The following is a 14133-nucleotide window of genomic DNA, read 5'->3' as shown; positions in this document are numbered from 1 at the left end:
GGTTCGATCAGGTTCAGGTAACGAACGCATCTTCCTCTCGTAACGATCGGATTTCCCGTTCAACGGGGCCGCTTACAGGGCGAGCTGAAACTGAACGCGGAGCTCACGAGTGTCCAAATCGGTCCCGTCTTCGTGGATGTTCCGGATGTCGGCCTGGATCTTGGCGTTGTGGGCGCGGATGTAATAGCTGTAAGCGAGCCCGAGCTCGGTCCGGTCGGCGTTCGGGGCGTCGGGTTGGACTCCCGCCACGCGCGCCGCCACCTCGTGGTGGAGGCCCGGGAAGAGGATCCCGCCCTGGACGTACCACCCGCTCGCGGTCTCCTCCACCCCTCCCACGGGATCCACCCACTCCCCGAAGACTTCGGCCGTGGCGCTGAAACCTCGCAGCTTGAAGGCGATCTCCGTATTGAACCGGGTGATCTGGACCTCTTCTTCCTCCTCCCCGCCGGTGGTGTTTCGCAGCCCGGCGACGCCAATGGCGAGGCGTGGGTCCTCGGGGTAGTCGTGCGCGCTCTCCACGGGTGAGTAAGAACCCCACGGCGTGAACACGATTCGTCCCACGGTCATGAAGCGGTTGTCCGAGTTTACGGACCGTCCGATTCCTTCACCGTTGTAAAGACCCAGGTTCACCTCGACTCGGTTCTCGGCGGCCCGCCCGAGGAGAGCGACGCCCTGCTGGCGGTCCGCATTAAAGCGACTGTGTACGATCGTGCGGTCCACGAACTGGAGATTGGCAGAGGAATTCAACCACTGGCGCCCGAAATAGGCCTTTCCCTGGCCGAACCAGACGGTGAGTGCGTCGGTCGCAGCCAAGCGGATGTACGCGTCGAGGAGGGTCCCGCCCGAACCGGAGAGATCGGCCTGGATTCCGTAGCTGAATCGCTCGTATGCTTCCCCCGAGAGGGAGAGCCGGGCCCGCTGAACGCGGAAAGTGTTCGTCCCGTCTTCCGGCCCTTCGGGTTCGGTCCCCGTGTAACGGACCTGAACACGCGCGCCGGGCGACATCGTAAAAGGGGGATCTTCCGGTTCCTGCAGCGCCTCCGCCGGGGTGGCCGCCCCCAGAACGGATAGGGCACAGGCTAAACCCACTCCCGACCCTCGCAACGCACGCGTCATCGTCACCTCGCCATGTAGAGACTCTGGGTGGGGTCCCGGCCTTTCCCCGACCGCCGGGATCCGCGGTCCTTCGGGGGACTGTCCTCCGGCGATGTTTCACCTTAGTGACGGGTGGTCGCCGAAGCGTAACGCCTTTGTAACGGTGCCGTTACAAAGTGGGGGTCGAGGCGGGATCCTGCGGGGATGCGATAGGTGACTGCTCGGGTGGGAGGGAGAATCGGATCGTCGTGCCGCGCCCGACTTCGCTCTCGGCTTCGACGCGCCCCCCATGCCGCTCGATCAGGTGCCGGACGATCGAAAGGCCGAGGCCGGTTCCCCCTTCGGACCGCGAGCGGGCCGGATCCACACGATAGAACCGTTCGAAGATCCGGCTCAGGTGCGGAGCGGGAATCCCGCTTCCCGTGTCCCGGACCTCGATCTGCACGCCGCCTTCGTGCATGGGAGTGGCCACGACATCGATCCGACCCCCCGCCGGCGTGTACCGCAGCGCGTTGCTGAAGAGATTCGTGAAAATTTGATGGAGGGCTTCGGGGTCGGCCTCGACTTCCTCCGCACCCGCACCGAGGGTCATCCCGAACGCGACGCGGCGCTCTGAGGCAGCCGAGGCGAAGGACCGCCAGCTTTCCTCGATGGTCTCCCTCAGGTCGAGGGATTCCGGCGTCAATTTCCAACCTCCCGACTCGATCCTGGACAGGTCGAGAAGATCGTCGAGAATGGATTGGAGCCGGTCCACGTTCGCGCGGAGACTGTCCCCGAACTGGGCTCGAAGCGCCGGTGGGAGGTCCTCGTCGAGGAGGGTCTCCGCGTGCCCTCGGATCACGGTGAGGGGTGTTTTCAGCTCGTGAGAGGCGTTCGCCACGAAGTCGCGCCGGACCCCCTCCAGACGGCGGAGCTCCGAGGTATCGAGGAAGACGAGGACCGCTCCTCCGCGTGGGAGCGGCTGGGCCGTGGCCACAAGGTATTTTTCGTCGTGGGTGAGCTCGGTGGGAGGAACCGAGGTGCCGTCGAGGACCCGGCTCACGAGCTCGAGAAAAGGTTTGCGGCGAGCGATCGCCTCGGGCGGGATCCCGCCGACCTCGCGTCCGAGGTCGAACATCACCCGGGCGGCTGGATTGGCGCGCCGGAGGGCTCCGTCCGGGCCGATGGCCAGCACACCCTCCGCCATCGAATCGATGAGGGCGTTCATCTCCTCCCGTTCGCCCTCGAGCTGGGCGAGCCTCTGCTGGAGCTCTTCCGCGAGGCCCTGGAGCGCCGAACCAAGCTCTCCCAACTCGTCTTCGCGCGACCCACGGAGTCGCGCACCGATGGCCTCGCCCCCCATGGACGCGGCGATGTCGCGAAGCCGGCGAAGGGGGCGCGTAAACCAGATGCTGAACGCAAAGGAAAAGGCTGCGGCGACGAGGAGGGCGAGGATCCCGGCCTGGATGATCTGACGGCGGGCCCGCGCCACGGCGGTCTCGATCTCGTCGATCCCGACCCCGAATCGCAGGACAATGCCGTCGGAGGTGAGGGTCGCGGCGTAGAGGATCTCGGCGTCCGTCGTTGTGCTAAGACGAACGGCCCGCCCCGTGGCTTCGGCGAAGGCGGCGATGACCTCCGGGCGGTCCAGATGGCTCTCGGCTTCGGCCAACTCACCGGCATCCAGCCGGGAGTCGGCGACGAGGGCACCGTTCGGTGCGATGATCGAGACGCGGTGACCGGTGACCCGTCCGAGGTACCGGGCCAGGGAGTCCGGTTCGGCTCCGGCATTTTGTGCGTACAGCTCGCGGCCGAGGGCCAGCTCGCGTTCGAGCTCGTCGCCCGCCTGTTCGAGGAGGGGCTCGCGAAGGGCCGCGTCCACGCCGAGGATCAGGGCGACAACGACTCCCGCGACCAGTAGCGCGTAACTGAGGAAGAGCTTGTGGTGGGCCCGAAGCCGCATGGGCTATTCCGACCTGAAGCGATACCCGAAGCCCCGGACCGTCTCCAGCCAGTCGGACGCCTCGCCGAGCTTGGCCCGAAGGCGCTGCACATGCATGTCCACGGTTCGCGTGGTGATCCGCGCCGTCGTCTCCCACACGGCTTCGAGGAGCTGCCTCCGCGACTGAACTCTTCCGCGACGCTCCACGAGGACGAGCAGGAGCCTGTATTCGGTCGGCGTGAGAACGAGAGGCTTGCCATTCACTTCGACCTGCGCCGCCCCGGTATCTATGGTGACCGGACCGCCCCGGAGGAGCTGGCCGCCGGGGCTCCCGGGCGGATGCTGGCGGACCCGCCGGAGCACCGCACCGACCCGGAGAACGAGCTCCTGGGGAGAAAAGGGCTTCGAGAGGTAGTCATCCGCTCCCAGCCGGAGCCCCTCGACTCGATCGTCTTCCTCTCGCCGGGCAGTGAGGAGAATGACCGGAATGTTTTCAAGCTCGGGGCGGCGACGCAGCTCGCGCAGGACATCGAGCCCCGGCATTCCCGGGAGCATGAGATCCAGCACGATGAGGTCGGGGCGTTCCCGCTCCACCGCCTCCAGTGCCTCCTGTCCGTCCGACACCGTACGAACCCGGTAAGACTCCCGCGCCAGGTGATACGCCACGAGGGCGGAGATGTCCGGCTCATCGTCCACGACGAGGATGTGGTCGCTCATGGCGCCGAATATATCCCTTCTTCGAAGTGCGGTGCGAGGATCGGCTCGTAACGTCCTCGTTCTGGAACCGAGAGGGCCGCTCGCGGTAAAACTCCGACCCCGGCCGTCGGGCCGCCTCTTCTCCTCACGACATCGGATACCCATGGCGAACCGCGTGGTCCATTTCCAGACGACCCAGGGCGACTTTCGCGTGGAGCTCTTCGAAGCTCAGGCGCCGGGGACGACTACGAACTTCCTCTCTCTTGTGGAGAAGGGGTTTTACGACGGAACCATCTTCCACCGGGTCATCGAAGGGTTCATGATTCAGGGCGGATGCCCGGAAGGGACGGGAAGGGGGGGGCCGGGGTACAAAATCAAGGACGAAATTCACCCTGAGCTCCGTCACGGCGGAGCGGGCGTCCTTTCGATGGCCAACGCGGGGCCGAACACGGGCGGATCGCAGTTTTTCATCACCCTCGCGGCCACCGGGTGGCTCGACGGAAAACACGCCGTCTTCGGGAGCGTCGTAGGGGGAATGGAGGTCATCCGGGAGATCGGAGCCACAAAGACGGACCGGGGAGACCGCCCGGTCACCCAGATCGTCATAGAGAAAGTCTCGGTGGAGGCACCCTCATGAGTGCGAAGGGCCCGGCGAAAGTCGAAAAGAGCGACGCGGAGTGGCGGGAGAAGCTCACCTCCGAGCAGTACGAAGTGACGCGCAAAAAGGGGACGGAGCGCGCCTTCACGGGGGAATATTGGGACAACAAGGAACCGGGGATGTTCCGGTGCGTTTGCTGCGATGCTCCCCTCTTTTCCTCCGAGACCAAATACGACTCCGGGACGGGGTGGCCCTCCTTCCACAGCGCCGTGGATCCCCAAGGAATCAAGGAAGAGGAAGACCACTCGCTGTTCGCGCGCCGCACGGAGGTCCTCTGCGCGGCCTGCGACGCACACCTCGGGCATGTCTTCGCGGATGGGCCGGCACCGACGGGACTTCGTTACTGCATCAACTCGGCGGCCCTTCGGCACGATCCGGAATCGAAGTAGATGCGCCGGGACCTCGCGGTGGCCGCCCTCTTGCTCCTCCTCCTTTCCGCGTGCGCGGGACGGTCGTCGGCGCCGCCATCCCCCGGATACGAGCGGGGAGGGATGCCGGAGCTGCGGGGCGCCCGGGTTCTCCTCCTCCCGCTTCAGCTGAGGACCGGGGGGCACTCCGATTTCGATCGGGAGCTCGAGTACGCCCTCCGCCAGCGTCCCGGGGGCACGGATTGGGTGGCGCCCGAGGCGATCCGGCAGGTCCTCGCGCGGAGCCCCGGTACGGGAATCCTGATAGACCAGCTCCCGGTCCGGCCCTTCCTCGCGGGGGAGCTTCTCCGCGTGGGCGATCCGCTTTTCGGGGACCTCTACAGACTCGGGGCGCTTGTGGGGGCCTCCTGGGCCCTATTGCCAGTCGAGGCGAAGGCGCGCATGGAGGGGGCCGCCGAAGCGATCGAGCTGTCCGCCGCGCTCCTCGACGTTCGAACCGGGAGCGTCGTCTGGTACGGAGTGGTGGAAGGGGCTCCGGGGAGCCCGGGAGCGCTCGCCACCTCGGCTTCGGCGGCCGAGGTGCTGGCCCGGCGGGTATCGGGATGACCATGCCATCCACTCTTGCGCGGGGATTCGCGCTGACCGGTGCGGCGGTGCTCTTTCCCGCCCTGGGGTGCTTACCGGAGGACGCGTCTCCCGACCCGCCCTCGGCGGAGGAGGTCGCTTCGCATTATACCTTCGAAGGTGATCTCGAAGTCGAGATGAGGGGGAACGTGGCCCAGATCAGCGTGACGATCGACCGTGAACAGTTCCGCATGGGCGGCGAGCTCTGGGCGCGCGCGGCTCCCCATGTCTTTCTCTTCTCTCCGGCGACACGGGATGCCTTCGAGACGCACGCTGGGCTCGGCGGCGTGCGCGTCATCGTGAACTATCACAATGGGGCGATGGTGGGACAGGCGCTCCTGGAGCGCTCCACCCTCAACTCCGTTGGGTGGGACCGCGCCCTTAACGTGGCGGGGCGCGCGAGGACCCAGGGAACGCAGAGCCCCGGGTACATGCGGGATCTGGTGAGCTGGGGTGAGGACCATACGGATTTTCAGTATAATCCGGAGTACGTTCCCGGAGCTCCGTAGCCTCACCATTCGCGTTGCGGAGCCCTTCCGGGTGAATTTCACCCCTGCTCCGCGGAGACGCACCGGGGCCCGATGCCAAAAACGATCACCGTGATCCCGGGGGATGGGATCGGGCCCGAAGTGATGAACGCCACGCTCCAGCTTCTGCGGGAGGCGGGAGCGGATCTCGACTTCGAAGTCCAGCTGGCCGGGATCGCCGCCCTCGAGGCGGTCCAGGATCCTCTCCCTGCGGCCACACTCGACTCGATCCGGAGGAACGGGGTGGCCCTGAAGGGTCCTCTCACCACGCCGCTCGGCTCCGGGTTTCGCTCGATCAACGTCGCGATCCGAAAGGAATTCGACCTCTACGCGAATGTCCGTCCGGCGCTCACCCTCGTCCCGGGCCAGAGGTACGAAGACATTGATCTCGTCCTCATTCGTGAAAATACCGAGGGGCTTTACGTGGGGGTGGAGCACTACATCGGCCTCGGCGGGGACGCGCGCGCCGCGGCCGAGTCGGTGATGATCATCACACGCTTCGGGTCGGAGCGAATTGTCCGATATGCTTTCGAATACGCCGTAAAAAACGGCCGCAGGAAGGTCACGCTCGCGCACAAGGCGAACATTCTGAAATACACGCAGGGACTTTTTCTGGACGTCGGACGCCAGATCGCCGCAGAGTATGAGGGACGGGTGGCGTTCGAGGATCGGATCATCGACGCGACGGCCATGCACCTCGTCAAGAATCCTTACGGCTTCGACGTCCTCGTGATGGAGAACATGTTCGGGGACATTCTGAGCGATCTCATGGCCGGGCTTGTCGGGGGGCTCGGGATGGCTCCTGCGGGAAACATCGGAGAAGACGCGGCGATGTTCGAAGCGGTGCACGGTTCGGCGCCCGACATCGCGGGGCGGGGGATCGCGAATCCGACGGCCCTCATGCTTGCAGGCGCCATGATGCTCGACCACGTGGGGCAGCCGGAGCCCGCAAAGCGTATCCGGGGTGCGCTTCGGCAGACTCTCGCCGACCCCGCCCTCCGCACGGGGGACGTAGGGGGCCCACTCGGGACGGCTCCCTTCACGGCGGCGGTGACCCGGAATCTCTCATGAGCGGTCGCCCATGAACCGCCCGTCCGATCGCAGTCGCGACTCCCTCGAGGACTTCACCTGCGTCCGGTGTCTCCAGCCGAGGCCCGCGCGGAACCTCGACCGGCTCCTCTGGTGCGACGAGTGCGTCACGAAGGCTCGGCGGCGTGCGGCGACGCGGGGATGGATTGCCGGTGGGGTGTTCACTCTGCTTCTCGCGCTGTACATCTGGTTCGTGATTCAGCCGGATCTTTCCCTGATCCCCGCCGCATGGGCGGCGACTCTCCTCATCGCCTTCTACCTCGGAGCGCGAGTCACGCGCGAGTTGCTCTATGGACTCGACCGCGCCCGCAACCACCCGGCCGCGGAGGCCGTGCCCCCCACCCCCAAGGAGTGATCATTCATGGCGTCGGCTTACGAGGGCGTGGACTTCTATGACGTGGATTCCCTCCTCTCCGAAGAAGAGCGGATGGTGCGGGACACGATCCGCGACTGGGTGGAATCGCGCGTTCTCCCCGTCATTCGTGAAGCCTATGCTGGGAGGTACTTTCCGAAGGAGCTCATTCCCGAGATGGGCGAGCTCGGAATCCTCGGCGCGAATCTTCCAGAAGATCACGGCTGCGCGGGACTGAACAACGTCGCGTACGGGCTTATCATGCAGGAGCTCGAGCGAGGCGATTCGGGGATCCGCTCTTTCGCTTCGGTGCAGGGCGCCCTCGTCATGTACCCGATCTTCGCCTTCGGGAGCGACGCGCATCGCACCGAGTGGCTACCCAGGCTCGCCTCCGGCGAAAAGATCGGCTGCTTCGGGCTCACCGAGCCCGACTACGGCTCCAATCCTGCCGGGATGATCACGACCGCGAAGCAGACGATGGGGGGATGGCTGCTGAACGGGACGAAGATGTGGATCACGAACGGCTCGATGGCCGACGTGGCCCTCGTTTGGGCGCAGACCGGGGATGCCGGGGATGCGTCGGGGATCCGCGGATTTCTCGTTCCAACGAACACGCCGGGATTCACCGCGCGCGATCAAAAGGGGAAGCTCTCCCTTCTCGCTTCGGACACGAGCGAGCTTCACTTGGAAGACGTCGAGGTTCCCGCCTCGGCGCTCCTTCCCGGAACGTCCGGGCTCAAGAGTCCCCTCATGTGCCTGACGCAGGCTCGTTACGGGATCGCCTGGGGCGCGGTGGGGGCGGCGATGGCGTGTTACGAGGAGGCGCGGCGGTATTCGGTGGAACGCGTCGCCTTCGACGGACCGATCGGTGGAAAGCAGATCCAACAGGTGCGGCTGGCAGACATGCTCACGGGGATCACGCAGGGCCAGCTCCTCACCCTTCAACTGGGCCGCCTCAAGGACAGAAAGACGATGACGCCGCAGCAGGTGTCGCTCGCCAAGCGGGCCAATGTGGACATGGCGTGCAACGTCGCGCGTGAGGCCCGCCGGCTCCTCGGAGCGAACGGGATCCTCGTCGAATACGCGGCGATGCGTCACATGGCGAACCTCGAGTCCGTGTATACCTATGAGGGAACGCATGACGTGCATGGCCTGATTCTCGGCCAGACGGTAACCGGGCTCTCGGCCTTCTGATCGGGGGTTGACGCGTGGAGTCGGGTCGGTAGCTTCAACCGCTCCGGGGCCAAGGCCTCGGAAGTCCGCGCCGCTAGCTCAACTGGCAGAGCAACGGACTCTTAATCCGTAGGTTCTAGGTTCGATTCCTAGGCGGCGCACTCCCACAGGTGGCCCCTCAGTCCTCCACGGGCCTGGGCTTCATCCGTTGCCTCAGCACATACCGCCAGGCCTAGAGGCCGCTCGCTGCAAGCACCACCACCATGATCAAGGGCATAATCAGGGCGAGGACGGCCGTTACGAGCGAGAGGGTGTTCTCGAGAGATGCCACCGCGAAATTGCCGGTGCCTCCGGTCGCGACCGATGATGTGCCTCTCAGGATGACCGTGCCGGCTTGCACCAGGCCAGCTGAACCGCCGCCCGCCACGGCAGCCAAGAACCACTGTAAAGCGGGTGGGAGATCGCCGAAGACGGAGGCGGCAGCGAGAGCACCGGCGATCAAGGCCGCGGGTGTTGCGATCGCGTCCAGGGCGTTGTCTGCCCAAGGAATGTAGTACGCGAAAATCTCGACGAAGGTGGCCGTCCCGAAGAGGGTGAGTGCGGGCCACGATGAGATCCACGCAAGGTTCTCAGCCGGTGTGAAGTGGCCCGAGAGCCCCGCGGCGCTCAGAACCAGAAGCGGCGCAAAAACGCGAAACCCACAGGCAGCACTGAGGCAGATTCCAAGCGCCACGCTGTTTAGAACATCCATCGCTTCATTCCGTCGGCACGATGCATCCCAACGGGCCAAGGAGTGTCGTCATTCCTTGGGGCCTCGTAGCGTGGCATCGATCTGGCGGATCGCTCCCAGGTGGTAAGCCAGGTGAGCGATGCTTCCCACCACACCGTCCAACTCGACGCCACGGACCTGGCGCTGGGATTGGAGCGCCAAATGCCATCTTTCCGCCTCGTCGCGCAATCCCGCACGCAGGTCGAGCCATTCTTCTTCAGACACCGACACTGTTTTCCAGGATAAGGACCAGTCCGCATCGGGGAACGGGTTTTCGCCCGCTGCCCATCGATTCATCAGGGACAGTCCATAGCGGAGGTGATCAACGTGCGCCGCGATGGTGGCACCGCCACCGCGTGACGCGGACGCCGCGGCAGCAGACAATCCATCCAGGGACGCCAACAATCCCCGATCACCTCGATTGAGCACAAAGGAACCCGCTTCTGGAGCGCCGTTCACAAGCTCACTGAGGAGTGACGGGAGGCTGCGGTTCAGGTCATCCGAAAGCATGACTGCGGGTCCATTCGGGAAGAGAGCGAGACGCCATCGAAGCGTGACTCGTGGTTAGGGCTCGTCAGCGCTGGGCCCGTAGATCTGCGGCACCGTGGATCCCATTGGGCGCGGGTACGTCGTGATCTGACCACGGTGGTGAACGATATCGAAGAGGAAGCTCCATGCCATGGGTGCCGCGGGTCGTTGGCTTCCGAAGAATTCGAGCATGCCGTTCCAGCGCTCGGACGGCAGCGCGTGCCACCGGCTTGCCAGGGTGGCTCCCTGTTCTTCATACGCCTGAAGAATCTCGCGCATGGTCGCGGGCATCTGTGGCGGATCCCTCAGGAATTCGCGCGAGCACGTTTCGCGTGGCCTTCGCTTCGTCAGTCCAGAACTTGGTGAAGAGCTCTTTCTCGTCCATGACGTGTTCCCGGTTGGGCTAGTGGTGAATCCAGAGGCGGGCACGAGGCTCCGCGCGTAGGTCGGCTGAACGGCGAGTTACTCTCCGAACTGGGTAAAGAGGAGGCCGCGTCGGCAGGGTGACGTGGGATGCCACTTGTCGTCTGGTCCGAGATCGGTCGGCGCGCGAACCGTGATGGCGACGTACTCTGCGGGCTGAGGGGCCACCAAATCATCGCCGTCCTCGGGGAACTCCACCACGCTGTCTGACGCGTGCCGAGTGAGCTCGCGGAGTGGAGCGCCGCTGGCGAGAGCGGCCGCGATGGCCTCGCCCAGCAGCGGCAGGAACCGAGAGTCCTCGGTGCCGGCCTTCCACAACTCGGGAGGTCGCTCAACTTTTATGTATGCGCGGGATCGGAGAATAGGATCGAGTCGCATCGCTTGACTCCAGGAAAGAAACTGCCCCGGTCGATCCCGGCCCTTCTCCCCGCCGTCTAACGCCTCGGTTCAGCGGCCCGTCCGCTGCAACCGACAGTTGGGCGCTGGTGATGCGTTACTTATGTGCCGTATCCGAATCGAAGATCACGGTCTCCTGGCCGACTTCTACTTCGCCGTACTTGAGGCCGCCAGTACGCTCGTACACGTGCAGGACAGCACCGGCAGCGGTCTGCTGTGTGTCGAAAAGCCGGAAGCTGCCTGGGATTGTGCCGTCGCCGAAGAGGCGCTTGCCGGTGCCGACAACAACAGGGAAGTGCCAAATACGAAGCGTGTCGATCAGATTGTGCTTGAGCAGGGTTTGAAGGAGGTCGCTGCTGCCGTGGACCTGAATCTCGCCACCTTCCTGTGCCTTGAGCTTTGCTACCTCCTCGGCTACGTCGCCTTTGAGCAGGTGGGAATTGTTCCAGGTAACTTTATCGAGCGTGCGCGAAGCAACGAACTTCGGTCGCGTGTTGAGGGCCCCAGCGATCTCGTCCGCCGGGTCGGTGGACTTGGGCCAAGAACCCGCGAAGATCTCATAGGTCTTGCGGCCGAGAAGGAAAGCACCGGCTCGCTTGGTCCACTCAGTCATGATTTCGCCAAACTTCTCGTCAAAATAGGGAACTAACCAGCCGCCGTGCCGGAAGCCGCCTTCGCGGTCCTCGTTAGGGCCGCCGGGCGCCTGCATGACGCCGTCCAGAGTCAGGAAGGTTCCCACAACCAGCTTTCTCATGGTCTTCGTCCCCCCTGCGGTTCTACATGCACATAGCGTTTCGGCGCGTAAGCTGCGCGAAGATGGGTTGAAGATTCCCACCGGAATGGCGACCGCGCCAGCTTCACGCGCCCGTTAGGCAGGCCCCCGCGCTACTTGGCGCCTCCACGCCACCATCATTCCCCTTCTTCCTCAACAGGATCGCGAGCAACAGCATGAAGAGCGGTGCCGTAAGCGCCCATGGAAAACCCAGGAATAGCAAGTTCTGCGAGTACGTGGGGTAGAAGTACACGACGCTGATCGGAATCGTGACGAGAGCGTGAGCGATGAAGGATCTCCGCACCCACCGCTCAAACCCGGTGTTGCCCAAGGCAGGAAGGGCCAGCAGCGTCGCCAACCCCATCGCGATGTAACCGATCGCATCGTAATCCCAGAAGAGCGAATGCGGTGCTTGCTCCAGGACTCGGATCGCCTCTGACGTCCCGGCCAACCTCGCCGGGATTACCGTCGCGAGTTGAACTACGTAGTTAGCCGTGACAAAGACTGCGTAGACGATGGCGAAGATCAGGGCCGCATGCGTCCAGAATTGCCGATCCCTCGGGCTTAGGTGGTGGAAAGCCAGCATCTCGAGAATGAACGGGACCACAATGCAGAGGGATGTGCCGTAAATCAGAACGTCGTCGAGCGGAAATCGGAGGACACCCATCACCTGCAGGATCTGCACAATGTCGTAAGCGAGGGCAAACGCACCCGCGGCAACACCGGACCAGAACCCGATCTCCCCGACCGCTCTCGGCATGGACCACCTCTCGAAACCGCATTGATGCCAAATGCCTTAGCCCTGGGAGCTGTCCCCTCACGGCGCCCGGCATAACGACTTTGGGTTTCTACTGCGGGAGAATCATGCCTGCCCGGGGGCATGTGTTGCAAGACACATGGCCCCTGAGCTTCGCGTATCGCCTGCAGGAGTAAATCCTGGTTAGAAAGCACTGGTTACCGGTCACCCTACACGTACCCCAACACCTCGAAGATCTCCTGCTTCGATGCCAGTGGAAACGCGGTCGAGCGGCTCTCGTCGCAGCGGCGACAACGTTGTTCCAACTCTGAGCTGTACTGGTCGATTGAGAGATCCTGGCCGGGAACGCTCGGCACGTCCCGCCCGAGCAGTCGGCCCAACGCAACCGCGTGCTCATGGTGTTTGGGATCGACCGGCCGCTCCCGACTGGCGGTCCTTAGGGTCTGGAGCTTGTGGTCAAGGATGTCGGCGGCTTGGACAACGCAGATCGTGATGCCGCCGAAGGACTCCGGGACGGCGCGCGTGAGGCTGCCGTGCATATCCGGGAACACGTCAACTCGGCAACGTGAGGTGGGGTCTACCAACTGGATCAGGAACTTGGGCTTTTTCTGAGTAGGGAGATGGTAATGACTCACCAAGAAGTCCGACACCACGGACGGGGCAACGGCGTCGGGGCGTACCGCCACGAGATCGAGGTCCAGCACTGGACGAGGAGATAGAATGCCTTCCCTTTCCAGATGGAGGTGGATCGCTAGGCCACCCGTCACTGCGACAAGGTCCATTTGGAGATGAGGGCGCAGATGTATGAGACAGTCCACGGCTCGCACGACCTGAGACAGCTCGGAGGGAATTGCCGGCTCCACCGACCCCCTTTTCATGTGCCGGCTAGCGTTTGGCTTCACCGGCGGCCGAAGGCCGTCCGGTGCAAGCCAGTGTTAGACCGAGCCCGATCCTTTCCGTGCGACTGCGTAGATGACATTCGTTTCCACGCGTTCGACGCCCCTCGCGGACAGCGTGTTGAGAGTCTCTTGCTTAACGCCGCGCGCTGCGTCGGTGCCCATCTGATCGATCGTCCATCGCAGGCCGCTGCCCAGTGCGATGGTCCAGAAGTCCTCGGGCGTGCGTAGAACCTGATAGCCCTCCTCGGCGACGACCTCGGCGTGGCGAACGCCCGCGTCGACGAACAGCTTGCGGACTGAGTCCGGCGTCGTAATCCGGTCCCACGGGTTGAATGCCGAGTAGAGATCGGGACGCACCCGACGTACGGTGGATAGCCAGACCTCGTACGCGGGCGCAAAAATATTCGGTCCCCATGTCGTAATCGCCAGTTGCCCGCCCGGCCGCACCATCCGCCACAGCTCTGCGACCTCCGCCTCCATGTCTGGTACGAAGAAGATACCGAATACGCAGATAACCGCGTCGAAGTGCCGATCCGGAAAGCCCAGAGCCGTCATATCCGCGCGTCGAAACTCTAAGCTTCCCAGCCCAGCCGCTTGCGCCTTTGCGCGGCCGAGCTTCAGTAACTCCTCGGCGAGATCCACCGCAATGACTGACCCGTCTGAACCCACGCCTTGCGCAGCGGGCATTGCAGATGCGCCCGTTCCGCAACACACGTCCAGGAAGTGACACCGCTTCGTAGCTTCAGGCGTTCGACTGTCCGACGGCCATATCGGTCCCAGAAAGCCAACGGCTCAGCGTCGAACTTGTCTACGGCAGCGTTGTAGGTCTTCTCCGCTTTCAGCTTCGCTGCCTCCAGCGCATCACTCATGACGCCCTCCCGACTTCGCTTCGGCGTAACGTCTTTGCGCATAACCTGCGTACGAAGCTCTTAAGGTGTTTCCCAGATGCTCACATCGCCAGGTTCACGCGCTGGTTAGGTAGCTAGACGGAAGGTCATTCAGGGCCTGAGTTCGATGGCGGTCGCGTAGCTCTGTCACTTCTCACGAGGATGACCCCAGGGTTCTCACGAGCATGACCCCACCCCC

At 64.1% G+C, this 14133-nt stretch carries 17 protein-coding genes and 1 tRNA gene; 8 read left to right on the top strand and 10 right to left on the bottom strand.

The window, feature by feature from the left end:
* Positions 1-72: 72 nt before the first annotated feature.
* The 3 genes from WEG36_07945 to WEG36_07935 all read right to left on the bottom strand — a co-directional run bounded on the left by WEG36_07945 (position 73) and on the right by WEG36_07935 (position 3733).
* Positions 73-1116: a porin gene (locus WEG36_07945; GenBank protein ID MEX1257532.1), complete on the bottom strand. Its 1044-nt coding sequence runs from the start codon at positions 1114-1116 to the stop codon at positions 73-75.
* Positions 1117-1264: 148 nt separating this feature from the next.
* Positions 1265-3037 carry an ATP-binding protein gene (locus WEG36_07940; protein ID MEX1257531.1) on the bottom strand — a complete coding sequence of 591 codons (1773 nt, stop codon included), beginning with the start codon at positions 3035-3037 and terminating at the stop codon, positions 1265-1267.
* Between the two features lie 3 nt (positions 3038-3040).
* Positions 3041-3733 carry a response regulator transcription factor gene (locus WEG36_07935; protein MEX1257530.1) on the bottom strand — a complete coding sequence of 231 codons (693 nt, stop codon included), beginning with the start codon at positions 3731-3733 and terminating at the stop codon, positions 3041-3043.
* Between the two features lie 142 nt (positions 3734-3875).
* Here WEG36_07935 and WEG36_07930 point away from each other — a divergent pair, with 142 nt between their 5' ends.
* The 8 genes from WEG36_07930 (at position 3876) to WEG36_07895 (ending at position 8664) form a co-directional block, all read left to right on the top strand.
* On the top strand, positions 3876-4349 hold the full coding sequence (locus tag WEG36_07930; protein ID MEX1257529.1) for a peptidylprolyl isomerase: 474 nt from the start codon (positions 3876-3878) through the stop codon (positions 4347-4349).
* Positions 4346-4759: a peptide-methionine (R)-S-oxide reductase MsrB gene (gene msrB, locus WEG36_07925; protein ID MEX1257528.1), complete on the top strand. Its 414-nt coding sequence runs from the start codon at positions 4346-4348 to the stop codon at positions 4757-4759. Before WEG36_07930 ends, msrB begins: the two co-directional genes overlap by 4 nt.
* Positions 4760-5344 (top strand): hypothetical protein, encoded by a 585-nt coding sequence (locus WEG36_07920; protein MEX1257527.1) that lies wholly within the window; start codon positions 4760-4762, stop codon positions 5342-5344. It abuts the gene before it with no gap.
* Positions 5345-5346: 2 nt separating this feature from the next.
* Positions 5347-5871 carry a hypothetical protein gene (locus WEG36_07915; GenBank protein MEX1257526.1) on the top strand — a complete coding sequence of 175 codons (525 nt, stop codon included), beginning with the start codon at positions 5347-5349 and terminating at the stop codon, positions 5869-5871.
* A 72-nt stretch (positions 5872-5943) separates the two neighbouring features.
* Entirely contained in the window at positions 5944-6960 is a 1017-nt protein-coding gene (locus WEG36_07910; GenBank protein ID MEX1257525.1) for an isocitrate/isopropylmalate family dehydrogenase, read from the top strand.
* Between the two features lie 10 nt (positions 6961-6970).
* Positions 6971-7333: a hypothetical protein gene (locus WEG36_07905; protein MEX1257524.1), complete on the top strand. Its 363-nt coding sequence runs from the start codon at positions 6971-6973 to the stop codon at positions 7331-7333.
* Positions 7334-7339: 6 nt separating this feature from the next.
* Positions 7340-8524, top strand: a complete 1185-nt coding sequence (locus tag WEG36_07900; GenBank protein MEX1257523.1) for an acyl-CoA dehydrogenase family protein — start codon at positions 7340-7342, stop codon at positions 8522-8524.
* 67 nt (positions 8525-8591) lie between these two features.
* Positions 8592-8664, top strand: a tRNA-Lys gene (locus WEG36_07895).
* Positions 8665-8735: 71 nt separating this feature from the next.
* On the opposite strand, the gene WEG36_07890 is transcribed toward WEG36_07895, so the two are convergent.
* The 7 genes from WEG36_07890 to WEG36_07860 form a co-directional block, all read right to left on the bottom strand.
* The gene (locus tag WEG36_07890) at positions 8736-9254 is read right to left on the bottom strand and encodes a DUF4126 domain-containing protein (protein ID MEX1257522.1); all 519 of its coding nucleotides are present in this window, start codon (positions 9252-9254) and stop codon (positions 8736-8738) included.
* Between the two features lie 48 nt (positions 9255-9302).
* Positions 9303-9782 carry a DinB family protein gene (locus WEG36_07885; protein MEX1257521.1) on the bottom strand — a complete coding sequence of 160 codons (480 nt, stop codon included), beginning with the start codon at positions 9780-9782 and terminating at the stop codon, positions 9303-9305.
* Between the two features lie 54 nt (positions 9783-9836).
* Positions 9837-10091: a DinB family protein gene (locus WEG36_07880; protein ID MEX1257520.1), complete on the bottom strand. Its 255-nt coding sequence runs from the start codon at positions 10089-10091 to the stop codon at positions 9837-9839.
* Between the two features lie 625 nt (positions 10092-10716).
* Entirely contained in the window at positions 10717-11373 is a 657-nt protein-coding gene (locus tag WEG36_07875; GenBank protein MEX1257519.1) for a dihydrofolate reductase family protein, read from the bottom strand.
* A gap of 103 nt (positions 11374-11476) precedes the next feature.
* Positions 11477-12151, bottom strand: coding sequence for a hypothetical protein (locus WEG36_07870; GenBank protein ID MEX1257518.1), 675 nt, complete (start codon positions 12149-12151; stop codon positions 11477-11479).
* A gap of 206 nt (positions 12152-12357) precedes the next feature.
* Entirely contained in the window at positions 12358-12915 is a 558-nt protein-coding gene (locus tag WEG36_07865) for a hypothetical protein (GenBank protein MEX1257517.1), read from the bottom strand.
* Positions 12916-13083: 168 nt separating this feature from the next.
* Positions 13084-13734 (bottom strand): class I SAM-dependent methyltransferase, encoded by a 651-nt coding sequence (locus WEG36_07860; protein MEX1257516.1) that lies wholly within the window; start codon positions 13732-13734, stop codon positions 13084-13086.
* Between the last annotated feature and the right edge of the window lie 399 nt (positions 13735-14133).

The sequence above is a fragment of the Gemmatimonadota bacterium genome, assembly GCA_040882465.1.
In the GTDB taxonomy this organism is placed as follows: Bacteria; Gemmatimonadota; Gemmatimonadetes; order Longimicrobiales; family Gaopeijiaceae; genus JBBEBG01.
The sequence above is the reverse complement of the archived record's forward strand: the minus strand, read 5'-3'. Positions and strand labels throughout refer to the sequence as shown.